The organism is Micromonospora sp. CNZ286, from assembly GCF_014207755.1.
Genome location: NZ_JACHIZ010000001.1, coordinates 377,311 through 402,064, shown reverse-complemented (window position 1 = coordinate 402,064; position 24,754 = coordinate 377,311). Strand labels below are relative to the sequence as shown.

20 protein-coding genes are annotated in these 24,754 nt (G+C 73.0%); 6 read left to right on the top strand and 14 right to left on the bottom strand.

The features are described 5' to 3' along the window. Positions 1 to 16: 16 nt before the first annotated feature. The 4 genes from FHX31_RS02005 to FHX31_RS01990 form a co-directional block, all read right to left on the bottom strand. Positions 17 to 943 (bottom strand): ABC transporter permease, encoded by a 927-nt coding sequence (locus FHX31_RS02005; RefSeq protein WP_013288523.1) that lies wholly within the window; start codon positions 941 to 943, stop codon positions 17 to 19. Between the two features lie 144 nt (positions 944 to 1,087). Beyond that, entirely contained in the window at positions 1,088 to 2,731 is a 1,644-nt protein-coding gene (locus FHX31_RS02000; protein ID WP_184974830.1) for a peptide ABC transporter substrate-binding protein, read from the bottom strand. Between the two features lie 586 nt (positions 2,732 to 3,317). Then, on the bottom strand, positions 3,318 to 3,995 hold the full coding sequence (locus FHX31_RS01995; RefSeq protein WP_013473634.1) for a response regulator: 678 nt from the start codon (positions 3,993 to 3,995) through the stop codon (positions 3,318 to 3,320). 1 nt (position 3,996) lies between these two features. Further along, positions 3,997 to 5,274 carry a PspC domain-containing protein gene (locus tag FHX31_RS01990; RefSeq protein ID WP_184974827.1) on the bottom strand — a complete coding sequence of 426 codons (1,278 nt, stop codon included), beginning with the start codon at positions 5,272 to 5,274 and terminating at the stop codon, positions 3,997 to 3,999. A 149-nt stretch (positions 5,275 to 5,423) separates the two neighbouring features. Between FHX31_RS01990 and FHX31_RS01985 the strand changes: the two genes are divergently transcribed. The 3 genes from FHX31_RS01985 (at position 5,424) to FHX31_RS01975 (ending at position 9,112) form a co-directional block, all read left to right on the top strand. Further along, positions 5,424 to 7,274 (top strand): PspC domain-containing protein, encoded by a 1,851-nt coding sequence (locus FHX31_RS01985; RefSeq protein ID WP_030269419.1) that lies wholly within the window; start codon positions 5,424 to 5,426, stop codon positions 7,272 to 7,274. Then, positions 7,271 to 7,708 carry a hypothetical protein gene (locus FHX31_RS01980; RefSeq protein WP_184974825.1) on the top strand — a complete coding sequence of 146 codons (438 nt, stop codon included), beginning with the start codon at positions 7,271 to 7,273 and terminating at the stop codon, positions 7,706 to 7,708. Before FHX31_RS01985 ends, FHX31_RS01980 begins: the two co-directional genes overlap by 4 nt. Before the next feature lie 156 nt (positions 7,709 to 7,864). Beyond that, entirely contained in the window at positions 7,865 to 9,112 is a 1,248-nt protein-coding gene (locus FHX31_RS01975) for a phosphatidylserine decarboxylase (protein ID WP_013473638.1), read from the top strand. 58 nt (positions 9,113 to 9,170) lie between these two features. On the opposite strand, the gene FHX31_RS01970 is transcribed toward FHX31_RS01975, so the two are convergent. From FHX31_RS01970 to FHX31_RS01960, 3 genes are all read right to left on the bottom strand, one after another. Beyond that, a complete protein-coding gene (locus tag FHX31_RS01970; RefSeq protein ID WP_013288530.1) occupies positions 9,171 to 10,085 on the bottom strand; it encodes a CDP-alcohol phosphatidyltransferase family protein in 915 nt (304 codons plus the stop codon). A 345-nt stretch (positions 10,086 to 10,430) separates the two neighbouring features. Continuing rightward, complete coding sequence (locus FHX31_RS01965; protein WP_145822617.1) at positions 10,431 to 11,342, bottom strand: NUDIX hydrolase; 912 nt, start codon at positions 11,340 to 11,342, stop codon at positions 10,431 to 10,433. 144 nt (positions 11,343 to 11,486) lie between these two features. Further along, on the bottom strand, positions 11,487 to 12,434 hold the full coding sequence (locus FHX31_RS01960; RefSeq protein ID WP_013288532.1) for an NUDIX hydrolase: 948 nt from the start codon (positions 12,432 to 12,434) through the stop codon (positions 11,487 to 11,489). A gap of 144 nt (positions 12,435 to 12,578) precedes the next feature. Between FHX31_RS01960 and FHX31_RS01955 the strand changes: the two genes are divergently transcribed. After that, positions 12,579 to 12,941 carry a PspC domain-containing protein gene (locus tag FHX31_RS01955; RefSeq protein WP_013288533.1) on the top strand — a complete coding sequence of 121 codons (363 nt, stop codon included), beginning with the start codon at positions 12,579 to 12,581 and terminating at the stop codon, positions 12,939 to 12,941. Positions 12,942 to 12,947: 6 nt separating this feature from the next. Here the strand turns inward: FHX31_RS01955 and guaA are convergent, their stop codons facing one another. Beyond that, on the bottom strand, positions 12,948 to 14,504 hold the full coding sequence (gene guaA, locus FHX31_RS01950) for a glutamine-hydrolyzing GMP synthase (RefSeq protein ID WP_114918816.1): 1,557 nt from the start codon (positions 14,502 to 14,504) through the stop codon (positions 12,948 to 12,950). 119 nt (positions 14,505 to 14,623) lie between these two features. Then, positions 14,624 to 16,306 (bottom strand): FAD-dependent oxidoreductase, encoded by a 1,683-nt coding sequence (locus FHX31_RS01945; RefSeq protein ID WP_184974822.1) that lies wholly within the window; start codon positions 16,304 to 16,306, stop codon positions 14,624 to 14,626. Positions 16,307 to 16,447: 141 nt separating this feature from the next. Here FHX31_RS01945 and FHX31_RS01940 point away from each other — a divergent pair, with 141 nt between their 5' ends. Further along, positions 16,448 to 17,548, top strand: coding sequence for an LCP family protein (locus FHX31_RS01940; protein WP_184974819.1), 1,101 nt, complete (start codon positions 16,448 to 16,450; stop codon positions 17,546 to 17,548). A 5-nt stretch (positions 17,549 to 17,553) separates the two neighbouring features. On the opposite strand, the gene FHX31_RS01935 is transcribed toward FHX31_RS01940, so the two are convergent. The 4 genes from FHX31_RS01935 to guaB all read right to left on the bottom strand — a co-directional run bounded on the left by FHX31_RS01935 (position 17,554) and on the right by guaB (position 23,295). Then, entirely contained in the window at positions 17,554 to 19,011 is a 1,458-nt protein-coding gene (locus FHX31_RS01935; RefSeq protein WP_013288537.1) for a M1 family metallopeptidase, read from the bottom strand. A gap of 89 nt (positions 19,012 to 19,100) precedes the next feature. Further along, complete coding sequence (locus FHX31_RS01930) at positions 19,101 to 20,495, bottom strand: M1 family metallopeptidase (protein ID WP_184974817.1); 1,395 nt, start codon at positions 20,493 to 20,495, stop codon at positions 19,101 to 19,103. 88 nt (positions 20,496 to 20,583) lie between these two features. Further along, positions 20,584 to 21,702, bottom strand: coding sequence for a GuaB3 family IMP dehydrogenase-related protein (locus FHX31_RS01925; protein ID WP_013288539.1), 1,119 nt, complete (start codon positions 21,700 to 21,702; stop codon positions 20,584 to 20,586). Positions 21,703 to 21,732: 30 nt separating this feature from the next. Beyond that, positions 21,733 to 23,295: an IMP dehydrogenase gene (gene guaB, locus FHX31_RS01920; protein WP_030269408.1), complete on the bottom strand. Its 1,563-nt coding sequence runs from the start codon at positions 23,293 to 23,295 to the stop codon at positions 21,733 to 21,735. A 197-nt stretch (positions 23,296 to 23,492) separates the two neighbouring features. Here guaB and FHX31_RS01915 point away from each other — a divergent pair, with 197 nt between their 5' ends. Beyond that, positions 23,493 to 23,897, top strand: coding sequence for a DUF5319 domain-containing protein (locus FHX31_RS01915; RefSeq protein WP_013288541.1), 405 nt, complete (start codon positions 23,493 to 23,495; stop codon positions 23,895 to 23,897). Positions 23,898 to 23,909: 12 nt separating this feature from the next. Here FHX31_RS01915 and FHX31_RS01910 read toward each other — a convergent pair whose 3' ends face one another. After that, on the bottom strand, positions 23,910 to 24,728 hold the full coding sequence (locus FHX31_RS01910; protein WP_013288542.1) for a helix-turn-helix transcriptional regulator: 819 nt from the start codon (positions 24,726 to 24,728) through the stop codon (positions 23,910 to 23,912). Positions 24,729 to 24,754: the final 26 nt, after the last annotated feature.

The following is a 24,754-nucleotide window of genomic DNA, read 5'->3' as shown; positions in this document are numbered from 1 at the left end:
TCGTACGCTGCGGCGGTCACTCATAGCGGATCCTCGGGTCGAGGGCGGCGTAGAGCAGGTCCACCACCAGGTTCATGATGAGATAGACGAGCACCAGCACCACAACGATGCCGACAACGGTAGCGCTCTCCTTGGTGACGATCGAGCGGAGCACCTGCCGGCCGATGCCGTTGATGCCGAAGATGCCCTCCGTCACGATCGCGCCACCCATCAGCGCGCCGAGGTCGGTGCCGAGCAAGGTGACCACCGGGATGAGCGAGTTGCGCAGCAGGTGCACGCCGACCACGCGGCGCATCGGGAGACCCTTGGCGATCGCGGTGCGGACGTAGTCGGCACGCCGGTTCTCGGCGATGCTCGTACGCGCCACCCGGGCGATGTACGCCATCGATGCGCTCCCGAGCACGAAGCCCGGCACGATCAGTTCGCTGAACCGCATCTCGTTGGACACGGTCGGGTTGATGATGCCCCACTTCACGCCGAGCAGCCACTGCAGCACGAAGCCGATGACGAAGACCGGGAGGGCGATCAGGAAGAGGGTGGAGACCAGGACCAGGTTGTCCAGGAAGCCGTTGCGCCGCAGGCCGGTCAGGATGCCGGCGCCGAGACCGATCACGGCCTCGATGGCGAGGGCCACCACCGCCAGCTTCAGGGTGTTCGGGTACGACGTGGCGATGATGTCGCTGATCTCGCGACCGCCGAACGTGATACCGAAGTCACCCTGCAGAAGGTTCTTCATGTAGCTGGCGTACTGCACCCAGATCGACTCGTCGAGGTTGTACTTCTCGGTCATCATGGCCCGGTAGTTCGGGGGGCAACCGCGGTCGCCGCACTTGCCGGCGAAGGGGTCACCGGGCACCGACCAGACGAGCCAGTAGATCAGGAACGTCGTGCCGATGAACACCGGCACGAGTTGCAGCAGCCGTCTCAAGAGATAACGGCCCATGGGGTGGTCCTCCAGACAGGGAGCGCCGGGTGAGCCGGCGCGGCGGCGACAACGTGCGAGGGGTCCGTTGTACACCCCCTCGCGGAACGGCCCCGGGTCGGGCTCACCGGTAGGCGAGCCCGACCCGGGGTCAGACCGTTCGGATCAGAGCTCGACCGAGGTGATGTCGAGCTCGCCGACGTTGGTCAGCTCCAGCTTCTTGATCTTCTCCGAGTGGCCGGACTGCTGGCCACCGAAGTAGATCGGCATCGACGGGACGTCCTGGTCGATGAGCTTGACGGCCTCAGCGAACTTCTTGTGGGCCTCCTCGATGCTGGGGGCCGCGGAGGCCTCCTTGGCGAGGGCGTCCACCTGCGGGTTGCTGTACTTGCCGTCGTTCGAGGAACCACCGGTGACGTAGAGCGGGTTGATCCAGTTCTCCACGTCCGGGTAGTCCTGCTGCCAGCCGGCCCGGTAGGCACCGGTCATCTTGTAGGCGTTGATGTTGGCGCGGAAGACCGCGAAGGTCGGCACGCCGACGGCAACAGCGTCGATGCCCAGGTTGGTCTTGATCTGCTGGGCGACGGCCTCCATCCACTCCTTGTGGCTGGCGTCCGCGTTGTACGACAGGGTCAGCTTGCCCTGGAAGCCACCGGCCTCCTGGAGGAGCTGCTTGGCCTGGGCCACGTCGAACTTGCAGGCGGTGCAGTTGCCCGGCTCGGCGCCCGGGGTCAGCGGGTTGGCCCAGCTGTCGGCCGGCTTACGGGTACCGAAGAAGATCTTGTCGGTGATCGACTGCCGGTCGATGGACAGCGAGATCGCCTTGCGCAGCTTCGGGTTCTGGAAGCGCTTGTCGTAGATCGGGAAGGCGATGATGCCGGTCGACGGGGTCGTCGAGGCCATGGCCCGCTCGGCCAGGTCGGTCTTCCACTTCTCACCGGCCAGCGCGGAGACCGGAACCTGCTGCTGGAAGTCCAGGTTGTTAGAAACCAGGTCGTTGTAGGCGGCAACGTCGTCCTGGTAGATCTTGACGGTGACGTCCTTGATCTTCATCTTGTCGCGCAGGCTGTAGTCGTCGAAGCGGGTCAGCTTGATCTCGACGTCGTCCTGCCAGGAGACGAGCTTGACCGGGCCGTTACCGATCGGCTTCTTGCCGAAGTCAGCCGGGGTGGACGAGAAGAACGCGTCCGGCAGCGGCACGAAGGCGCTGTAGCCGAGCTTGGTCGGGAACACGGCGGTCGGCGCGGAGAGCGTGACCTCGAAGTTCCAGTCGTCGACGACCTTCAGGCCGGACATCTCCTTGGCCTTCGGCTCCGGGGCCTTCTGCGGGCCGTCCGGGCCGTCCGGGTCCTCGGTGTAGACCTCGTCGAAGCCCTGGATGTCGGAGAAGAAGGAGGCGTTCTGCGCGCCGTTCGGGCCGTACGCAGCCCAGTTCCAGGCCTTGACGAAGCTCTCGGCCTTGACGGTGGTGCCGTCGTGGAACTTGGTGTTCTGCTTGATCTTGACCTTGAAGACCTTCGAGTCGCTCGTGTCGATCGACTCGGCGAGCAGGTTCTGCGGCGCCCCACCGTTGTTGGGGTACTCGACCAGACCGCTCCACATCCAGTCGATGATCGCGCCGCCACCGGTCTCGGTGGTGTTCGCCGGAACCAGGGGGTTCTCCGGCTGGGTGCCGTCGATGACGATGGCGCCGTCCTTGCTGGCGCCGGCGTCGCCACCGTCGTTGTTCCCGCTGGAGCAGCCGGACGCGACGAGCGCGAATGCCGCGCCCACCGCGAGCGCGCCGCTCGCCCGCTTCGAGACTCTCATTCCGAGGGGCCTCCTCTTTCTAACCTGGTTCCGTCGTGAGTTTCACGCACGTCTTTGGGGGTGACACCACCGGCGACCCGAACCGCAGGACGCCGGTTTACCGCAGAGGAATTCGGGACACCCCAGGGGTACCGATCCGCCGGGCGCCACACCCTGGACGAGACACCGCGCAGGGTCGGCGACCACGCGGCGGCGCGAAAGACGGCGTCACGTGGTCGGCAGGCCCGACGAGATGCCTCACACCGGGGGGTGAGGTGCTGCCACTGTGACACCAACCGGCCCTTTCCGTGAAGGTGCCGTTATCAAGCCGTTAGTTGGTCGCCACGTTGCCGATACTTGAGAAAAGATCACAAAGCGCACGGACGATAGGGCCCTGAACAGGCAAGACGGGCACAGACAGGTCGACGGACGTCCCTGCGACACGGGAGGCTGTGACGTTCACCGCGCCGGCGTCGGCCCCCTTCGCGGGCACCCGGCTGCCGGGTTTTTTGTCCGTCCGGATGACGCCATGCCGACCGAGCGGGCACCACCGGCACCCCCGGGGTACGAGGTCGCCGAGGCCCCGCCCCCGGGCGGGCGTCGGTTCCTAGACCAGCCGGCGGTCGGCGGCCCACCGGGACAGCTCGTACCGGTTCGACATCTGGAGCTTGCGCAACACGTTGGAGACGTGCGTCTCGACCGTCTTGATCGAGATGTACAGCTCCTTGGCGATCTCCTTGTACGCGTACCCCCGGGCGAGCAGCCGCAGCACCTCGCGCTCACGGTTGGTGAGCTGGTCCAGCTCGGGGTCGGCCACCGGCGCGTCCGGCCGGGAGGCGAACGCGTCGAGCACGAACCCGGCCAGCCGCGGGCTGAACACCGCGTCGCCGTCGGCCACCCGCCGGATCGCGTCGGTCAGCTCCTCCGGCGAGATCGTCTTCGTGACGTACCCCCGCGCGCCGGCGCGGATCAGGCCGATCACGTCCTCGGCGGCGTCGGAGACGCTCAGCGCCAGGAACCGCACCTGCGGGTGGGTACGCCGCATCGCCTCCAGCACCGCGCGGCCACCACCATCGGGCATGTGCACGTCGAGCAGCACCACGTCCGGAGCGGTGGCGGCGATCCGGGTCACCGCCTCGGCCACCGAGCTGGCCTCACCGACCACCTCCACGCGCGTGCCCAGCTCGGCGCGGACGCCGGCCCGGAACATCGCGTGGTCGTCGACGAGGAACACCCGCAGCGGCCCGCTCGGCGCCGTACCCTCGACCGGTTCCTGCTCGGACATGTCACTTGTCCCTTTCCGCCGTGGAGCCGGAGCCGCTGATCGGCAGGATCAGCCGGACCTCGGTCCCTTCCCCCGGCTCGGACCGGATCTCCGCCCGGCCGCCGTGCCGCTTCATCCGTCCGATGATCGAGCCCCGGACGCCGTGCCGGTGATTCTCCACCGTATCCGGGTCGAAGCCCTTGCCCCGGTCCCGGACGAACACGCTCACCTGCTCCGGCTCCACCTCGGCGTACAGCGACACGGTCTGCACACCGGCGTGGCGGGCCGCGTTGACCAGGGCCTCCCGGGCGGCGGCCACGATCGCGCCCACCCGCTCGTCGGTCTCCCGGTCGCCGACCACCACCACCTCGACGGTGATGGCGAACGTGTCCTCCACCTCGGCGGCGGCCTGCTCCAGGGCGGCCGCGAAGCGCTCGGTGGGCGAGGCGGCCGGCTTGTAGAGCCAGTTGCGCAGCGAGCGCTCCTGGCCCCGGGCCAGACGCTGCACCGTCTTGACGTCGCTGGCGTTGCGCTGGATCAGGGCCAGCGTGTGCAGGACCTGGTCGTGCACCATCGCGGCCAGTTCGGCGCGCTCCTGCTCACGGATGCGGCCCTCCCGCTCGGAGCGGAGCTGGTTCCAGGTGCGCCAGAGCACCGGACCGGTGACCACACCCACGCCGGCCAGCCCGACCAGCGCGAAGATCACGCCGTTGAGCACCGCGTCGAAGTTCTGCGCCGGCGAGTAGACGGCCGCCACGCCGATGATGCCCACCGCGACGAGCACGCCGCCGCCGATGAAGCGCAGCACGAACGCGCGCCTGTCGCTCTCCTCCACCACCGCGCCCAGCCAGGGCACCGCCGAGTCGCCCCACTGCCGGCGGCGCTCCGGGGCGGACTGGTGCCAGATGACGCCCGCGCCGACCGCGATGATCGCCACCAGCCAGCCGGCGGTGCCGGCCGCGCCCACCGAGTTGAACGCCACCACCTGGAGCAGCAGCACGCCGAGCCCGATCACCACGAACGGCAGCAGCTGGGCGAGGTCGCGGCGGGGCGGGACGGCGGTGTCGCCGGGGCGGGGCGGGACCACCGCCCAGAAGGCGGCGTAGAGCAACAGGCCGAGACCGCTCAGCCCGAGCAGCACCATGAACGCCACGCGTACCCGCAGCACCGGGATGCCCAGGTGCTCGGCGATGCCCGCGGCCACCCCGGCGGCCAGCCGGTGGTCGGTGGCCCGGTAGAGGCGCGGGGCGTGCGGGGCGGGGGTGCTGCTGATCGGAGGCTCCCAGGTCGAGGCGGACATGCCGGCGGCGCCGACGCCCCGATCGTCACACGGCCGCGACGCCCGGGACCACGGGGACGCCCCGGAGTTTCACCGGCGGAGGATCTCAGGGTGGGGTCAGGGTCGGGTCCGGAGGCTGCTCGGGCGGCCGGGGCAGCAGTATCGAAGGCATGAACGAGGACGCTGCCCGTCCGCCCCGCCCCTGGGCGGCAGCACAGGACGCCCCGCCGCCCCCGCCGGGAGCGGCACCCACCGACCAGGCGACCCCGCCGCCCGGCGGCGGCACGCCGTTCGGCGGTCCGCCACCCGGTGGGTACGCCCCACCGCCCGGCGCCGCCGGCTTCACCACCCGGTACGGCCTGGTACGCCCCCGTGAGGGCCGCTACCTGGCCGGGGTGTGCGCCGCCATCGGCCGGGCCACGAACACCGACCCGGTGCTGTGGCGAGTGCTGCTGGCCGTGCTCGGCTTCTTCGGCGGCATCGGGATCATCGTGTACGTCGCCGGCTGGCTGATCATCCCCGGCGAGGGCGACACCGCCTCGCCGGTGGAGGCCATGCTCGGCCGGGGCCGGTCCAGCATGTCCCCCATCACGGTGATCGTGCTCGGCATCGTGGTGGCGCTCGGCTTCGCCTACGTCGTCACCGACGGGTTCCGGGCGATCCTGCTCGGTGCGGTGATCCTGATCGGCGGCGCGCTCCTGCTCAACCGCGAGCAGCGCGGCCCGGCGCAGCGGCCGGCTCAGCCGGCGCCGCCGCACGGTCCCCCGCCGGGTCCGGTACCACCGGTGGCCTGGCCCGCGCCGCCGGCCCCGGCGCCGGGCACCTGGACCGCGGCTCCCCCCGCGGCACAGTGGACCGGCACACCCGCCGGACCGGCACACCCCGCGGCGGCGCCGTCCGGCGGCATGCCCGCCGAGCCCGGCTACCCGCCGGTGTCCGCGTCCGAGCCCGGCTACCCGCCGGTGTCCGCGTCCGAGCCGGGCTACCCGCCGGCGGCGCCGTCCGAGCCGGGGCACCCGGCCACGTCCGAGGCGGAGCGCGAGCCGGGCCACCCCGGGCCTACTACCGGCTACCCGACGCTGCCGGCGCCGGGCTGGCCCGCCGCGGCCGGCACCCGGCCGGGCCCGTCCGAGCCGACGACCGTCGCGATGCAGCACGTGACCGGCCCGGTCGCCGACACCGCCACCTGGCCCGCGTACGGCGCGAACCCGGCCTGGCCGGGCGCGCGGGACGCCGGGGCCCGGCTGGACGAGCCGGCCGCCGTGCCGCCGCCCGCGCCGGTGGGCGCACCGCTGCCGCCCGGCGGTTACCGGCCGCCGTTCGCCCCGCACGGCCCGTACGCCGGATCGCCGCCCGTCCCGCCGCCCTTTCCGCCACCGGTCCGGCCGCCGCGACCGCCGAAGCGGCCCAAGGAGCGCTCGCCGCTCGGCGCGATCACGTTCTCGCTGATCTTCCTGGCGCTCGGCATGGTCGCAATGCTCGACCTGCTCGACGTCTTCCCGGTCGGCGCCGCCGGCTACTTCGCCGCGGTACTCGCGACCATCGGCCTCGGTCTGCTCGTCGGCACCTGGTTCGGCCGGGCCCGCTGGCTGATCGCCCTGGGCCTGGTGACAGCGGCGGCGCTCGGCATCGCCACCGTCGCCGAGTCCTACGACCGGGTACGCGGCATCGACGGCAACGTCACCTGGGCGCCGACCGACCTGCGCGACCTGGCCGACCGGTACGAGAACAACCTCGGTGACGCGACGCTCGACCTGCGCGGGATCGACTTCGACAAGCAGGACGTCCAGGTGACTGTCGACGTGAACCTCGGCAACGCGACAGTTGTCGTACCGCCGGACGTCGACGTGACCACTGTGGCCGACGTGAACGCCGGCGACGCCACTGTCTTCGGCCGGCGCAGCGGCGGGCTCGGCGGTCGTCAGTGGGAGACCACCGACCCGGGCGCCGACGGTCCCGGTGGCGGCAAGCTGCGCCTCTACGTCCACGTGAACGCCGGCAAGCTGGAGGTGACCCGGTGAAGGCACACCGTACCGACATCGTGTCGTTCGCTTTCGGACTCGTCTTCCTCGGCCTGTCCGTCTGGTGGCTGCTGGCCCGGATCCTCGGCCTCTCCGTACCCCCGGTCGGCTGGTTCCTGGCCGGCGGGCTGGTGCTGATCGGACTGCTCGGGCTGATCGGCGCGCTGCGCTCGGGCCGCCCCCCGGAGCAGCCCACCACGCAGCCCGCGCCAGACGTCACGGTCTCGGCGCCGTACGGCTCCCCGGCCGCAGGCCCGGAGACCGCCGGCAGCGCGGAGACGACCGCCGGCCCGGAGACGCCCGACCGCACCGACGAGTGGGCCACCGAGGCCACGACCGACTCCGCGGAACCGGCCACCCGCGAACTGCCGCCGCTCGAGCCACCGGCCGACGAGGCGGCTCCGCAGCGCCGTACGCCGGGGGATCCGGCCTGACCGCGCCACTGCGGCGCCCTCCGGACGCGGCCTATGCTGGTCGGCGGAGATCTCGTCTCCGCCGGCCGGCCCGCGCACCCCGACCATGCCGGAGCCGCCGGCCGGGTCGCCGGAGCCGCCCCGTCCGTTCGCTATCTCGTCAGGAGCCCGTCCGACATGACCCAGTCCCCCGCCGTGCGCGTCACCGCTCCCTCCGGTGCGGTCCGCATCGGCGAGCGCGCCGCCCGCACGCTCGTCAGCGAGTTCGCCCGGCGTAACGACCCGAAGGCCGGCCTGCTGGTCGGCGCGACCCCGGAGTCCGCGGTGCTGGCCGCCGCGATCGAGGCGCTGCTCCCCGGCGACCGGCTCACAGTGGTGCCGGCGGAGGGCGCCGCGGCGGCCGCGCTGCGCGAACACGTGACCGCGCAGGGCCGCTGGGTCGCCGACCGGGTACGCGTGGTCGACACCCTCGCCGAGGCGGACGCCGCCGCGGTGGTGGTCGTCGCCGAGCCGTTCACCGGCACCGCGGACGAGGCGCGCGTCGCGATCGACGGGCTGGCGAAATACCTCGCCGAGGGCGCGGTGCTGAGCGTCGCCGCGCCGCTGTTCCGCACCGAGGGCGCCGACGGCGAGCTGGACCGGCAGGGCGTGCTGCACGGCGTACGCACCGACCTGGTGCTGCGCAACACCCCGCCGGTACGCGTGCACCACCTGCGGTTCACCCCGGCGCCGGTCGCGCTCGCGGCCTCGCTGTCCCCTGCGTACCGGCCGTCGAGCGTGCCGCTGACCCGGGGCATGCACATCGACTCGAACGGGGTGGCCGCGGCCGGCATCACGCTCGGCCTGGCCGCCCTGGCCCGGGCCGCGCGGCCGAAGTCGAAGCTCTGGCTGCTGCCGGCGCTGGCCGCCGCGCCGGTGGCCGCGTTCTTCCGCGACCCGGAGCGGGACGTGCCGGAGGACCCGTCGGCGGTGGTCGCCTCGGCGGATGGTCAGGTGCTGTCCGTGCAGCGCCTTCAGGACGAGCGCTTCGGTGACGGCGAGTGGCTGCGGATCGCGGTCTTCCTGTCGGTGCTGGACGTGCACGTCAACCGCGCTCCGGTGGCCGGCAAGGTGGTCGACTACTTCGTCGCCGACGGCGGGTTCGTCAACGCCATGAAGCCGGACGCCGAGCACAACGTGGCGGCGTACACGGTGCTGGACACCGACCACGGCACCGTGGTGGTGGCGCAGCGCACCGGGCTGATCGCCCGCCGGATCGTGCAGCGGGCGCCCGTGGGTTCGCTGCTGGCCCGGGGTGAGCGCTTCGGCCTGATCCGGTTCGGCTCGCGTACCGACGTCTACCTGCCGGCCGACGCCGCGGACCCGCTCGTCGGTCCGGGCGACAAGGTGGTCGGCGGCGCGACGGTGATCGCCCGCTGGCGCTGAGCGCCGGACATGAGAGAAGGGGCGCCGCTCTCGCGGCGCCCCTTCTGTCGTTCTCGGGTCAGGCGGTACGGCGCTGGTGCAGCCAGAGCAGCGGCCCGCTGACCAGGTAGCCCACCACCACGAGGGCGAACGTGAGCCGGATGTCGACGAGCGCGCCGACCACCGGGGCCAGCCAGAGCCACGGCGGCAGCTTCAGCAGCCGGGCGAGCTTCGCGTACGGGAAGCTGGACACCATGGCGAAGGCGAGCAGCGCCACGCCGGCCACCATGACCAGGCCGGGGACCGGCACGCCGATGGCCACGGTCAGGGCGAGCACTGCCGCCGCCATGGTGGTCGGCACGCCGCAGAAGAAGCGGCCGTCCTTCGGCGAGACGTTGAACCGGGCGAGCCGGACGGCCGCGCACGCGGCGACGAGCGCGCAGGAGACCGCGGCGGCGGCCGGCGGCGCCGAACCGGCGAGCGAGGCGTAGACCACGACCGGCGCGGCGAGGCCGAACGAGCACATGTCGGCGAGCGAGTCCATCTGCGCGCCGAACGGGCTGGCCACACCGAGCTTGCGGGCCAGCGCGCCGTCGAGGCCGTCGAACGCGACGCACGCGATCAGGCAGATCGCGGCGATCTGCACCTCACCGCGCATGGCCAGGAAGATGGCCAGCATGCCGAGCATGAGGCTGCTCAGCGTGCACGCGTTGACGAGCGCGAACTTGGCCCGGCGGGCGGCGGTGCGCTCACCCGGCAGGAGCGGGATCGACATCGCCGGGGACTCGTCGTCGACGGGTGTCGCCGGGGGAAGCGCCGGGCTGATGGGCCGTACCGCTTCGATGTCGGTGTCGAGCCGGCCGTAGCGGAGGCGCTGGCGGTCGGCGTAACGGTGGTCGGGGGTGACCAGGTCGGTCCCGGAGACGGCCGCGCCGTCCCGGCGGCCCACCCGGACCAGCAGCACCTGGCGGGCGAACGTACTGCTGCGGCGCAACCTGCCCGCCCAGCGACGCCCTGCGGGGCGCGGACTGTCAGTCGTACGACGCCGGCGCCATGGGGCTCTCGGCACGTTTCCTCCATCACCGGATCGGCTGGCCGCCCACTGCGGGGCGGGTGTCCGGCTGTCTCGTGCCGGACCTTTCGGGTCCGGCAGCCCTTTTGCGGAGTACACCATTGCACAGGGGACAGGGGCTTGGCGATAGCTGCCGGCGGTACTTATATCTCCCTTAACCGCGCGAACCGCCCACTCATTCCCATCTCGGGCCTCAACGCCCGTTTTCGTCGGTCAGCCGTACTTCCGACTGTACCGGAGGTCACCCAGGGCGGCTCGGCGAGCGATTCAGCTCACCCGCTGCCCGGTGGCCCGGGCCGCCACGTCGGTCATCGACAGACCGGTGACCTGCTCCGGGGCGAACCAGGCGGCCCGTGCGGTGGAGCCGCCGGCCAGCTCGGTCACCACCGCGTCGGTCGGCGCGTCCACGCGTACCCGGTAGATCACCCGGACGCCGTGCCAGTCCAGCGGGCGGCCCTCCGGGCCGAGCGCGGCCGGGTTGTGCAGGTTGTCCACGGCGATCAGGTCGACCACCCGGCCCAGCTGCCCGGCCTCCTCGACCAGCTCGCGCAGCAGCCCGGCGGCCGGCTGCTCGCCGTGGTCGGTGCCGCCACCGGGCAGGTGCCAGCGGCCCGCGCCCGGATAACCGTCGGCGATCATGGTGAGCAGCACCCGGTCGGCGGGGTCGGTGACCAGCCCGTACGCGGCGAAGCGCTGCCGGCGGTCGACGGACGGCCCGGCCGGCTCGGCGGGCAGCGCCCGGGGCAGGTCGGCCGGCAGCGGAGTCACAGGCAGGCCGAGCAGCTCGGCGGTGAACGGCATCAGCTGCCGGGCGGCTGCCTCGTCGGGCGTGAACCAGCCGACCTCGTCGCTGCCACCGGCCGGCTCCGGCCGCAGCCGCCCGCCGCGCGCCTCGACCTCGAAGACCAACCGATCGGTGTGCAGCGCGATCCCCAGGTCGGCGAACGCGGCCACGTCGGCCACCGCGGCCCGGATCGCGCCGAGCGCGACGGTCAGGCCGGTCTCCTCGGCGAACTCGCGTACCACCGTGTCGGCCGGGTGCTCGGCGTGTTCGACGCCGCCGCCGGGCAACTGCCACACCCCCGGGTACGGGCACCTCGCCGAACCGCGCGCCAGCAACACCCGCCCGTCGGAGTCCCGCAGCACCCCGTAGGCCCCGACCCGCCGCCGCTGCTCCACAGCACCCTCCCCCGCCCGCGCGCCCCCGCGCTCTCCCCGCGCCCCACTCCGTCGATCATGAGGTTAGCGGTACCGAGGCGGACATTTCGCGCCGTCAACTTCATGATCGCCGGGGTGGGCGCCCGGAGGGCGGGGGTGGGTGGGTCAGAGGAGGTGGGCGGCCTGGACTGCTTCGGCCGTCACCTCGGTGAGGCGGTCGGTGGGGAGGGCGCCGAGTTCCTCGCGGCGGAACCAGCGGGCCTCGCAGGTCGAACCGCCGATGTCGGCAACGGTGGGCGGCGCGGGCTGGTCGACGACCACCCGGTAGAAGGCGCGTACGCCGTGCCAGTCGATCGGGTAGCCCTCCGGGCCGAGCGAGGCGGCGTCCCGGTGGCTGGCCACCCCGAGCAACTCGACCAGGCGGCCGGTCTGGCCGGTCTCCTCGACCAGTTCCCGGATCAGCGCCGCGCCCGGCTGCTCGCCGTAGTCGGTGCCGCCGCCGGGCAGGTGCCAGCAGCCGGCGCCCGGGTAGCCGTCGGACACCCGGGTCAGCAGCACCCGCTCCTCCGGGTCGGTCACCACCGCGTACGCGGCGAAACGCTGCGCCCGGTGCAGCCCGTCCGGGCCGGGGACGGCGTAGAACGAGGGGAACTCGGGCACCTCCTCCGGCACGATGTCGTCGGTGGAGGTGGGCAGGCCCAGGGCGCGTGCGGTGAACGACCGCAGCGGCAGCTCCCGGGCCTCGTCGAGGGTGAACCAGCGGGCCAGGTCGGTCGGGCGGTCGACCCGCTCGGTGAGCGTCCCGCCGCGGACCGACACGGTGTAGAGAAGCCGGTCGGTGTGGATCGTGATGTGCCGCTCGGGCAGCGCCCGCATGTCGGCGAGCACGTCCTGGAGGCCGGCGACCGCCACCGAGAGCCCGGTCTCGGCAGCGGTCTCCCGGACGACCGTGTGTTTGGGGTCCTCACCGTGGTCGACCGCTCCTCCGGGGAGCGACCAGGTGCCGGGGGTGCCGGAGCGCTCCGATGCGCGGACCAGCAACACTCGGCCGTTTGAGTCAGCACAAACTGCGTATGCCGCGATCCTGCGGAGCGGCTCCAGCGAGGTGGTCACGGGAGCAAATTCTCCCCGTAGCGGGTTACCGACATCGAAAAGAGTCAGATTCCTGACTCTCCGCTGGCGTCTCAGGGGCAGCTCAGGGTAGGCGTCCGGGCGGTCACCGAGGTCGCCCGCCGCGGCGCGCGGGACCGTTGACACATGACCTTCCCGAACCCCTCCCAGGCCCCGTACAAGCAGCTCCGCCGGCCGGTCAGCGACCGCATGATCGCCGGTGTGGCGAGCGGCCTCGGCCGCTACTTCGCCGCCGACCCCACGCTGATCCGGGTGATCTTCGCGACCGCCACCGTGCTCACCGGCGGGCTCGCCGCGCTCGCGTACCCGATCATGTGGTTCCTGATGCCCGAGGAGCCGGCCGGCGCGCCCGCCTGGCCGCACCCGCCGGGCACCGCGCCGGGCTGGCCGCCGGTCCCGCCGGCCGGGCCGGTCCCGCCGGCTACGCCGACCGAGCCGCGGACGCCGGGCGGGCCGCAGGCCGGCCCGCAGACGCCGCCCGCGGCCTGAGCCGCGTCACTCCCACTCGATGGTGCCCGGCGGCTTGCTGGTGACGTCCAGGACCACGCGGTTGACCTCGGCGACCTCGTTGGTGATCCGGGTGGAGATCCGGGCCACCACGTCGTAGGGCAGCCGGGACCAGTCGGCGGTCATCGCGTCCTCGCTGGAGACCGGGCGCAGCACCACCGGGTGGCCGTAGGTGCGCCCGTCGCCCTGCACCCCGACGCTGCGCACATCGGCCAGCAGCACCACCGGGAACTGCCAGACGCCCCGGTCCAGACCGGCCGCGGTCAGCTCCTGCCGGGCGATCAGGTCGGCCTTGCGGAGCACGGCGAGGCGCTCCTCGTCGACCGCGCCGATGATCCGGATGGCCAGGCCCGGACCGGGGAACGGGTGCCGCCACACCATCGCCTCGGGCAGTCCCAGCTCCAGGCCGATCGTGCGGACCTCGTCCTTGAACAGCGTGCGCAGCGGCTCGACCAGGGCGAACTTCAGGTCCTCGGGCAGGCCGCCGACGTTGTGGTGGCTCTTGATGTTGGCGGTGCCGGTGCCGCCGCCGGACTCCACCACGTCCGGGTAGAGCGTGCCCTGCACCAGGTATTCCACGTCGCCGTGCGCGGCGATCTCCCGGGCGGCGGCCTCGAAGACGCGGATGAACTCCCGGCCGATGATCTTGCGCTTCTGCTCCGGGTCGGTCACCCCGGCGAGCGCGCCGAGGAACCGCTCCCGCGCGTCGACCACCTTGAGCTTGATGCCGGTCGCCGCCACGTAGTCCTTCTCGACCTGCTCGGCCTCACCGGCCCGCAGCAGCCCGTGGTCCACGAACACGCAGGTGAGCTGGTCACCCACGGCACGGTGCACGAGCGCGGCGGCGACCGCCGAGTCGACACCGCCGGAGAGGCCGCAGATGACCTCCTTGTCGCCGATCTGCTCGCGGATCCGGGCGACCTGCTCGTCGATGATGTTCGACGGCGTCCACGTCGGCTCGATGCCGGCGATGTCGTACAGGAAGCGGCTGAGCATCTCCTGGCCGTGCGCGGTGTGCCCGACCTCCGGGTGGAACTGCACGCCGGCCCGGCGCCCGGCCAGATCCTCGAACGCGGCGACCGGGGCGCCCGCCGACTCGGCGGTCACGGTGAAGCCGTCCGGGGCCTCGGTGACGCAGTCGCCGTGGCTCATCCAGACCGGCAGGTCGGCCGGCAGGTCGCGCAGCAGCACACCGGGCTCGGTCAGGCGCGGGCGCAGCGGCGTGCCGCCGTACTCGCGGTTGCCGGTGCGCGCGACGGTGCCGCCGAGCGCCTGGGCCATGGCCTGGAAGCCGTAGCAGATGCCGAAAACCGGCACGCCGGCGTCGAACATCCCGGCGTCGATCTGCGGCGCGTCAGGCGCGTAGACGCTGGCCGGGCCGCCGGACAGGATGATCGCGGCCGGGTTCTTGGCCAGCATCTCGGACACCGGCATGGAATGCGGGACGATCTCCGAGTAGACCTTCGCCTCGCGGACACGGCGCGCGATGAGCTGGGCGTACTGGGCTCCGAAGTCCACCACGAGGACGGGGCGAGGCGTGCTCATGTGCGCAAAGCCTACCGACAGTCACCGGCCGCGCGGACGCGCCCCGGCGGTGTGGCGGGGTGAACGTGTTAACAAGGGGCCCTTCCTCTACCGGAGGCGTTAAGAAGGGGCCCTTCCTTTCACCGCAGGGCGGCGGGGGCGTGCGCGGGGACGGCCGGCCGCCGCGGCGGGACCGGCTCGACCCGGGTGTACGCCGACCCGAGCGCCGGGCGCGGGTCCGCCTCGCCCTTGTTCGGCCAGTACGACATGGCCCGCTCGGCCTGCGCGGTGATCGTCAGCGACGGGTTGACGCCCAGGTTCGCCGAGACCGCCGCGCCGTCCACCACGTGCAGCCCCGGGTGGCCGTACACCCGGTGCCAGGGGTCGATCACCCCCTCGTCCGGGGTGGCGCCGATGACCGCGCCGCCGAGGATGTGCGCCGTCACCGGGATGTTGAACGGCTCGGTGACCGCCCCGCCGGGGGTGCCGCCGATCTCCTCGGCGAGCAGCCGGGCCGCCGTGTTGCCGGCCGGGATCCAGGTCGGGTTGGGCGCGCCGTGGCCGGGGCCGGAGACCAGCCGCCCCTTGCGGTAGCGGGTGGTCAGCGAGTTGTCGACCGACTGCATGACGAGCGCGATCACGGTGCGCTCGGACCAGCGGCGTACCGACAGCATCCGCGCCGCCAGGACGGGCTGCCGGACGATGCTCCCGAGCCAGCGCCGGACCCGGCGGGGACCGCCGTCGACGAGCAGCGACTGGAGCAGGCCCATCGCGTTGGAGCCCTTGCCGTAGCGGACCGGCTCGATGTGGGTCTGCGCGTCGGGGTGGAACGAGCTGGTGATCGCCACCCCCTCGGTGAAGTCGAGGCCGCGCTTCCGGGCCGCGCCGGGCGCCACCGAGGCGCCGAGGATGGCCTCGGAGTTGGTGCGGGTCAGCTCGCCCAGCCGGGGCGAGAGCGCCGGCAGGGCACCCGTCGACTTCATCTCGTGCAGCAGCCGCTGGGTGCCGAGCGCACCCGCCGCGAACACCACCTGGTCGGCGTGGATCACCTCGCGCCGCTTGCGCAGCCAGGCGCCGGTGCGCTCGGTGTGCACCGCGTAGCCGCCGGCCGGGTCCGGGCGTACGGCGGTGACCGTGGTCAGCGGGTGCACCTGCACACCGAGGCGCTCGGCCAGCCAGAGGTAGTTCTTCACGAGCGTGTTCTTGGCGCCGTGCCGGCAGCCGGTCATGCACGACCCGCAGTGGCTGCACCCGGTGCGGTCCGGCCCGGCTCCGCCGAAGTACGGGTCGGCCACCCGCTCGCCGGGGCGCCCGATGTGCACCCCGACCGGCGTCGGGTGGTAGGTGTGCGCCACCCCCATCCGCTCGGCCACCGCGCGGACGGCCTGGTCCGCGCGGGTGTCGATCGGGTACGTGGTGACGCCGAGCATCCGCTTCGCCTGGTCGTAGTGGCGGGCCAGCTCGTCGCGCCAGTCGGTGATGTCCCGCCACTGCGGGTCGGCGTAGAACGCGTCGAGCGGCTCGTAGAGCGTGTTCGCGTAGACGAGTGACCCACCGCCGACCCCGGCGCCGGAGAGCACCAGCACGCCGCCTCCGGCCTTGCGGTCGGCCGAGCGCAGCAGCGTGATCCGCTGGAGCCCGAAGCAGCCGAGCCGGGGCGCCCAGAGGAACCGTCGCGCCCGCCAGGACGTACGCGGGAACTCGTCGTCGGCGAAGCGCCGCCCCGCCTCCAGGACGCCCACCGTGTAGCCCTTCTCGGCCAGCCGGAGCGCGGTGACGCTGCCGCCGAAGCCCGAACCGATGACGAGCACGTCGTAACGCATGAACGCATCATTACCGACCGGTAGCTATGGCGCCAGCAAGTGTTTTTCGCAGATCATGCAGAGCGCTCGATTCGCCGGGATTCCCGCCGCTGCAACCTCCGGCGGCCCCCGGCGCGTCGAACTCCACGGGGAGGAACGAACGTGACGAGACGACGCCTGCTGGGCCTGGCCGCACTGGTGGCGGCGCTGCTGGTGGCCACCGGAGCGGTGGTGACCACCCGGCTGGTGGCGAACCGCCCGGCCGCCCCGGCCGCCGGACCGAGCACCGCGCCGCCGGCCTCACCGACGCCCGCCCCGACCACCGCCAGCCCGGCACCCCCGCCCGGCGCCGACCTGAAGGGCCCGCTCAACCTGCTGCTCGTCGGCGTCGACACCCGGGTCAGCATCCCCGGCTGGGAGCCGCACGCCGACGCGGTGCTGCTGCTGCACGTACCGGCCGGGCTGGACAAGGCGTACCTGTTCTCGCTCCCCCGCGACCTGGTCGTGGACATCCCCCCGTACCCGAAGGCCCGCTACCCGGGCGGCCGGACCAAGCTCACCCACGCGATGAGCTACGGCAGCCGGGTGCCGGGCGACAAGCGCAACCCCAGCACCGCCCAGGGGTACGAGCTGCTGCGCACCACCGTCTCCCGCTACACCGGCCTGCGCATCGACGCCGGGGCGGTGATCACGTTCGGCGGCTTCGACAAGCTGGTGGACACGCTCGGCGGGGTGGACCTCTACGTCGACCAGCGGGTCGAGTCCCGGCACCGCCGCCCGGACGGCACCATGCGGACGCTGACCGGCGGCGGCTACACCGGGCCGCAGATGGTCTACGAGAAGGGCACCCGCCACCTGACCGGCTGGCAGGCGCTCGACTACGCGCGGCAGCGCTACACCGCGGGCGGCGACTACACCCGGCAACGGCACCAGCAGCAACTGCTCCGGGCGCTGGCCCGCAAGATCCTCGACCAGGGCACGGCCCGCGACCCGCAGCGGGTCGAGCAGGTGGTGGCCGCGCTGGGCAAGACCCTGGTGTACGCCGGGGGCGGCCGGAAGCTGATCGACTACGCGTACGTCCTGGGTGGCCTGCCGGCCGACCGGCTCACGCTCGTCGTGCTGCCCGGCGCCGGGGTGAGCAGCGGCGGCGCGTACCGGGGTGAGCAGCTCAAGCCGCTCGGCCGCGACTTCCTCACCGCGCTGCGCGGCAGGCGGGCCGACGCGTTCCTGGCCGCCCACCCGTCGCTGCGCGTCAAGAACTAGAGGCCCTACAGCGGCTTCGGGGCGGGCGGGCGCTCGGTGCCGTACAGCCACGGGTCGAAGACCTTCGCCAGCTTCTTGCCGGAGATCCGCTCGGCCAGCGCCACGAAGTCGGCGGTGGTGGCGTTGCCGTTCTTCCGCTCCGCCGCCCAGGTGCGCAGGATGGTGAAGAACGCGGTGTCGCCCACCGCCACCCGCAGCGCGTGCACGGTCATCCCGCCCCGGTCGTAGACCGAGCGGCTGAACAGGTTCGCCACGCCCGGCTTGCCCGGCGGCGTACGCCACACCTGCCCGCCGGCGTTCGCGTACCTCTGCTCGAACATGCGCTGAACCGTTGTCGAGCCGCTGTGCTCGGCCCACAGCCACTCGGCGTACGTGGCCAGCCCTTCGTTGAGCCAGATGTCCTGCCAGCGCTGGATCGACACGCTGTTGCCGTACCACTGGTGGGCCAGCTCGTGCGCCACCACGCCGGTGTTGTCGCCCTGCCGGAAGAAGCTCGCCGAGTAGACCGGCCGGCTCTGCGTCTCCAGCGCGTACCGGATGCGTTCGTCGGCGATCACGACGCCGCCGTACGAGTCGAACGGGTACGGCCCGAAGACGCTCTCCAGGTAGTCGGCGACCTCGACCGTGCGCGCGACGGACCGGTCCGGCGCCCCCTGGGCGACCTGCGTGGTGACCGCGCTGTAGACCGGCCGTCCCTTGTGCTGCCCGGTGGTGACCCGGAACTTCCCGATCGCCACGGTGGTCAGGTAACTGGCGGCCGGCGCGGTCTCCGACCACTTCCAGGTGGTCCAGGCGCCGCTGGTCGCCTTCCCCTTCGGCACGCCGTTGGAGACCGCCGTGAGTCCCTTCGGGACGGTGATCTCCATGTCGTAGGTGGCCTTGTCCGACGGGTGGTCGTTGACCGGGAACCAGGTGCTCGCCGACTCCGGCTGCCCGAGCGCGATCGCCCCGTCGACGGTGTGCAGCCAGCCGCCCTCGCCCAGCGCCTCGGTACGCAGCGCCTCCGGTCGGCCGTCGTACCGGATCTCGGCGGTGAACCCGTTGCCGGAGGTCAGCCCGATCGCCGGGGTGATCACCAGCTCGTCCTCGGTGCGGCTGTGCCGGGCGGCGGTGCCGTCCACAGTCACCGAGCGGACGGTCAGCCCGGCCAGGTCCAGGTTGAACGCGGACAGGTCGGCGGTCGCGGTGGCCCGCAGCGTGGTGGTGCCGCTGAGCTTGTCCGTCTCCGGGTCGTAGCGCACCTTCACCGTGTAGTGCGCGACGTCGTACCCGCCGTTGCCGTAGCTCGGGAAGTACGCGTCGCCGGCTCCGGCCGCGCCCGGCGCGAAGCTGCGCGAGGTCGCCGGCGCGGGACCGGCCGGGGACGACGGGCCCGGGTCCGGCTCGGCCGAACCGCAGCCGGCCAGCAGCAGCGTGCCGCAGGTCAGCAACCCGATCCGTCGTCGTGCGCCGCGCCGCGTCATCGCCTCGATCCCTCCCGGGGCCCGTTCGGCGGCCCCGCCCACGGGCCGCTCCGACCGCGGCAGCCTACCCAGCGGCGGTCACGCGTGCGTCACGGCAGTCCCGGTGGCGTGCCCCCGACCAGCCAGGCGTCCAGCAGCGCCCGCAGCGGCCGCCCGGACGTTCGTTCGGCGTACCCGATGAAATCAGCAGTGGTGACGTTGCCGTCGCGGTGCTGCGCCAGCCATCCGCGCAGCACCCGGTAGAACGCCTCGTCGCCCACCGCGCGGCGCAGCGCATGCACCGCGAGCGCGCCCCGCTGGTAGACCGCGTCGCCGAACATCCCGGCCCGGCCCGGGTCGACTGTGGGCTTCGACCAGTCGGTGGCCGCGTAGCGCTCGACGACGGTCTGCGCCACTGTGCGCCCGCCGTCGTGCTCGGCCCAGAGCCATTCGGCGTACGTGGCGAAGCCCTCGTTGAGCCAGATGTCGCTCCACCGGGCCACCGAGACGCTGTCGCCGAACCACTGGTGCGCCAGCTCGTGCGCGACCACCTCGGTGTTCGGTCGGTCCCCGCGGAAGAACGCCGGCCCGTAGACCGGACGGCTCTGCGTCTCCAGCGCGTACCGGATGCGTTCGTCGGCGACCACCACGCCGCCGTACGCCTCGAACGGGTACGGGCCGAAGCGCGCGGCCAGGAAGTCGGCGACCTCGCCGGTGCGGGCCACCGACGCGGCGGCCGGCCCGTCCGCGGGCAGCGCCGCGGCGACGGCGGTGACGAGCGGCTTGCCGGCGTGGGTGCCGCTGCTGACCCGGTAGTCGCCGATCACCAGCGTGCTCAGGTAGCTGGCCATCGGCGCGCGTTCCGCCCAGCGCCAGGTGGTCCAGCCGCCGCTCGACGTCCTCCCCTCCGGCACGCCGTTCGACAGCGCGGCGAGGCCGTCCGGCACGGTGACCGCGAGGTCGTAGGTGGCCTTGTCCGACGGGTGGTCGTTGACCGGGTACCAGGTGCTCGCCGACTCCGGCTGACCGAGCGCTATCGCACCGTCCGGTGTGGCGTGGAATCCGCCGTCGCCCAGTTCGGCGTTCGGCAGCGGCTTCGGCACCCCGCCGTACGCGACCTCGACGGTGAACCGCTTTCCCGACGGCAGCCCGGCCGACGGCGTGACGATCAGCTCGGCGCCGTCGTGGCGGTGCTTCACCACCGCGCCGTCCACCCGCACCCGCTCGACGTCCAGCCCGGCCAGGTCGAGCTGGAACCGGGACAGCGCCCGGGTGGCGGTGACGGTCAGCGTGGCGGTGCCGGTGAGCCGGTCGCTCGCGGGGTCGTACCGCACGTCCAGCGCGTAGTGGCCCACGTCGTAGCCGCCGTTGCCGGCTCCCGGCACGTACGGGTCACCGGCGTCCGCCGCGCCCGGCCGGAACCCGTTGTCGTCGCCGCCGGTGCACCCGCTCAGCGCGAGCGCCGCCGTCACCAGCCCTGCCGCCCAGACCCGCCCCCGTCCCACCCGGCGAGCCTAGACGCGCGACGGCGCGGGCGGGGCCGGAACACGTCCGGGCCGCCGCCCGCGCCGTCGCGCGGTGCTCAGCCGATGCTCAGCGGTCGAGGACCAGCCCGACCTTCTGGAACTCCTTCAGGTCGCGGTAGCCGCACTTGGCCATCGCGCGGCGCAGGCCGCCGAAGAGGTTGAGCTGGCCGTCCGGCTCGTCGGCCGGGCCGAACAGCAGCTTCTCCATCGAGCCGAGCGGCTCACCGGCCACCTCGAACGCCCCACGGGGCAGCGACGGGTGGCTGGCCGCGGAGTGCCACCAGGCGCCCCCGGCCGGCGCCTCCTCGCACAACGACAGTGGCTCGCCGAGCATCACCGCGTCCGCACCGCAGCCGAGCGCCTTGGCGATGTCGCCGGAGGTCTGCATGTCGCCGTCGGCGATCAGGTGCACGTACCGGCCGCCGGTCTCGTCCAGGTAGTCGCGGCGGGCAGCGGCGGCGTCGGCGATGGCGGTGGCCATCGGCACCCGGATGCCGAGCACCGACTCGGTGGTCGACCAGTCGTCGCCGCCGATGCCCACGATCACACCGGCCGCGCCGGTACGCATCAGGTGCAGCGCGGTCTTGTAGTCGGTGCACCCGCCGACGACGACCGGCAGGTCCAGGTCGGCGATGAACTCCTTGAGGTTGAGCGGCTCGTCGGTGGTGGAGACGTGCTCGGCCGAGACGAGCGTGCCCTGGATGACCAGGATGTCCACGCCGGCGTCGAGGATCACCGGGGCCAGCGCCAGGGTGTGCTGCGGGGAGACCCGTACCGCCACCGTGCCGCCGCCCTCACGCAGCTCGCGGACCCGCTCGGCGATCAGGTCGGGGCGGATCGGCTCGGCGTAGACCTCCTGGAGGCGCTTGGTCGCCCGCGCGTCCTCGCCGAGACCGGCCAGCTCCTCCAGGATCTTGGCCGGGTTCTCGTACCGGGTCCAGAGGCCCTCGACGTTGAGCACGCCGAGGCCGCCGAGCTGGCCGAGCCGGACTGCCGAGGCGGGGCTCATGGTCGCGTCCGAGGGGTGCGCGACGCAGGGGATGCCGAACTGGTACGCGTCGAGCTGCCACGCGGTGGAGACGTCGTCGACGTCCCGGGTGCGGCGGCTCGGCACGATGGCGATGTCGTCCAGGTGGTAGCCGCGCTGCGCGGTCTTGCCCAGCCCGATCTCGACCACGTCACGCATGGGGGACTCCAGGTGGTTGGGGGTGGTGGTTCAGCGGGAGTGGTAGTTGGGCGCCTCGACGGTCATCTGGATGTCGTGCGGGTGGCTCTCCTTGAGCCCGGCCGCGGTGATCCGGATGAGCTGGCCACGCCGGTGCAGCTCCGGGATGCTCTCCGCGCCCACGTACCCCATCGCGGCGCGCAGCCCGCCGATGAGCTGGTGGGCGACGGCGGAGAGCGGCCCCCGGTAGGGCACCTGGCCCTCGACGCCCTCCGGGACGAGCTTGTCCTCGGCGAGCACGTCCTGCTGGAAGTAGCGGTCCTTGGAGTAGGACTTGCCCTGGCCGCGCGACTGCATCGCGCCGAGCGAGCCCATCCCCCGGTACGCCTTGTACTGCTTGCCGTTGATGAAGATCAGCTCGCCGGGGCTCTCCTCGCAGCCGGCCAGCAGGCTGCCGAGCATCACCGTGTCGGCGCCGGCGACGAGCGCCTTGGCGATGTCGCCCGAGTACTGGATGCCGCCGTCACCGATCACCGGCACACCGGCCGGGCCGGCGGCGCGGGCCGCCTCCATGATCGCGGTGATCTGCGGTACGCCCACACCGGCCACGATCCGGGTGGTGCAGATGGCGCCCGGGCCGACGCCCACCTTCACGCCGTCCGCGCCGGCCTCGACGAGCGCCTTCGCGCCCGCGTACGTGGCGATGTTGCCGCCCACGATGTCGATGGAGACGTCCCGCTTGAGCCGGGCGACCATCTCCAGCACGGCGCGCTGGTGGCCGTGCGCGGTGTCGACGATGACGACGTCCACGCCGGCGTCGACCAGAGCACGGGCGCGCTTGTAGCCGTCCTCGCCGACACCGACCGCGGCGGCGACCCGGAGCCGGCCCGCGTCGTCCTTGGTGGCGTTCGGGTACTGCTCGCTCTTGGTGAAGTCCTTGACCGTGATCAGGCCGCGCAGCTTGCCGCCCGCGTCCACGATCGGCAGCTTCTCGATCTTGTGCTGGCGCAGCAGGCCGAGCGCGTCGTCCTTGCTCACGCCGACCGGGGCGGTGATCAGCGGGGTGCGGGTCATGATCTCGCGCACCGGCGTGGCCGGGTCGGAGACGAACCGCATGTCGCGGTTGGTGACGATGCCGACCAGCTGGCCCTGCCCGTCCACCACCGGCACGCCGGAGATGCGGTAGCGCCCGCAGAGCGCGTCGACCTCGCGCAGCGTGTCGTCCGGGCTGGCGGTCACCGGGTTGGTGATCATGCCGGACTCGGAGCGCTTCACCAGGTCGACCTGGAGCGCCTGGTCCTCGACGGAGAGGTTGCGGTGCAGCACGCCGATGCCGCCCTGGCGGGCCATGGCGATCGCCATCCGCGCCTCGGTGACGGTGTCCATCGCGCTGGACAGCAGCGGCACGGTCAGCTCGATGTTGCGGGTGAGGCGGGTGCGGGTGTTGACGCGGCTGGGCACGACGTCCGACTCGCCCGGCTGGAGCAGGACGTCGTCGAAGGTCAGCCCGAGCGGCACCACCCGGGCCGAACCGGCCGGCAGCTCGGGCAGATGGCCACCCAACTCCCCGCCGTCGGTGCCGGCCGGGATCTCGGTGCTGGGCGAATTCTCCACGATTGCTCCCCTGAGCTGGTCGTACGGGCTGCAGCGAGGCGGCGCGCGGGGGCACCGGCAGGCGCCTGGTGACGGCGCGTCGCCTCATCGTACCCACTTGCCCGTCCGCGCCCGGGAAGCGGCGGGCCCGAGGGTAGGCCGGGCCACAGCACGGGCTGGGGCGGGCTTTCCGGCGGCGCGGGGTCTACGGTGAAGGGGTGCACGACGAGCCCATCGACCCGTTCAACGGCGACCCGGCCGATCCGGCTGCCGGCCTGCACGATCCCGGCGACGACGACGCGCTCGACCCGCTGAGCGAGGTCGAGCGCCAGGACGTCCTGGAGGATCTCGCCGATCTGGAGATCTACCAGGCGTTGCTCCAGCCGATCGGCGTGCGCGGCCTGGTGATCGAGTGCGAGGACTGCCGCGAGCCGCACTACTTCGACTGGGACCTGCTGCGCGGCAACCTGCGCCACCTGCTCAACTCGGGGCGCCCCCGGGTGCACGAGCCGGCCTACGACCCCGACCCGGACCACTACGTGAGCTGGGACTACGCCCGCGGCTACGCCGACGGCGTGCACGACACGCTCACCGAGGGCACCGACGACTCCGCGCAGGAGTGATCCCCGCGCGGGTCAGGCGACCAGGCCGGCCCGGAACCCGGCCGCCACGGCGTGCGCCCGGTCGCGCGCGCCGAGCTTGCGGAACAGCCGCCGGGCGTGCGTCTTGACCGTGTCCTCGGAGACGAACAGCTCCCGCCCGATCTCCGCGTTGCTCTTGCCCTCGGCCATGCCGAGCAGCACCTGAAGCTCCCGCTCGGTCAGCCCGATCGCGCTGCGCGGCGACCGCGCCGGCCGCTGGGCGGCACCGGGCCGGGGCGCCTCCGCGCCGTCGGCCGCCGCCGGGTCGTCCGGGTCCTCACCCCGCTGCACGGGCACCACTGTGGGCAGGCCCGCCGCGTCCACCGGCGCCGTCGCCGGCCAGCCGGGCCCACCCTGGGTACGCCCCGGCGCCGCCGGCCGGGTCGGCCCGCCCACAGCCGCCGCGTCCCGGGCGGTGTCCGCCACCCGGTGCCTGTTGCTCCGCCCGGGGGCGGAGAGCAGCAGCAGCGCCTTGGCGACCGCGCTGGTCAGGTCGTGGTCGGCGTTCTGGATCAGTCCGCGCGCCCCGGCGCTGATGGTGGCCGCCGCCGACTCCGACTCCTCGGCGCCGAGCAGCAGCACCGCCGCCTGCGGGGCACGGGCCAGCACCCGCCGGACGAAGCCGGCGCTGTCCGGACGGGTCAGGGCGGTGTCGGCGAGCACCACGTCCACCGGGCGCTCGGCGAGCCGCAACATCACCTCCGGATCGGAGACGGCCGTCCGGACGACGCCGGACAGCCCGAGCCGCGCCGCCGCGGAGGTCAGATGCTGGGCCGCCAATGGTGTCCGAACGCACACAAGAACACTACGCACAGTGGTCTCCTCTCCGACTCAGAGCA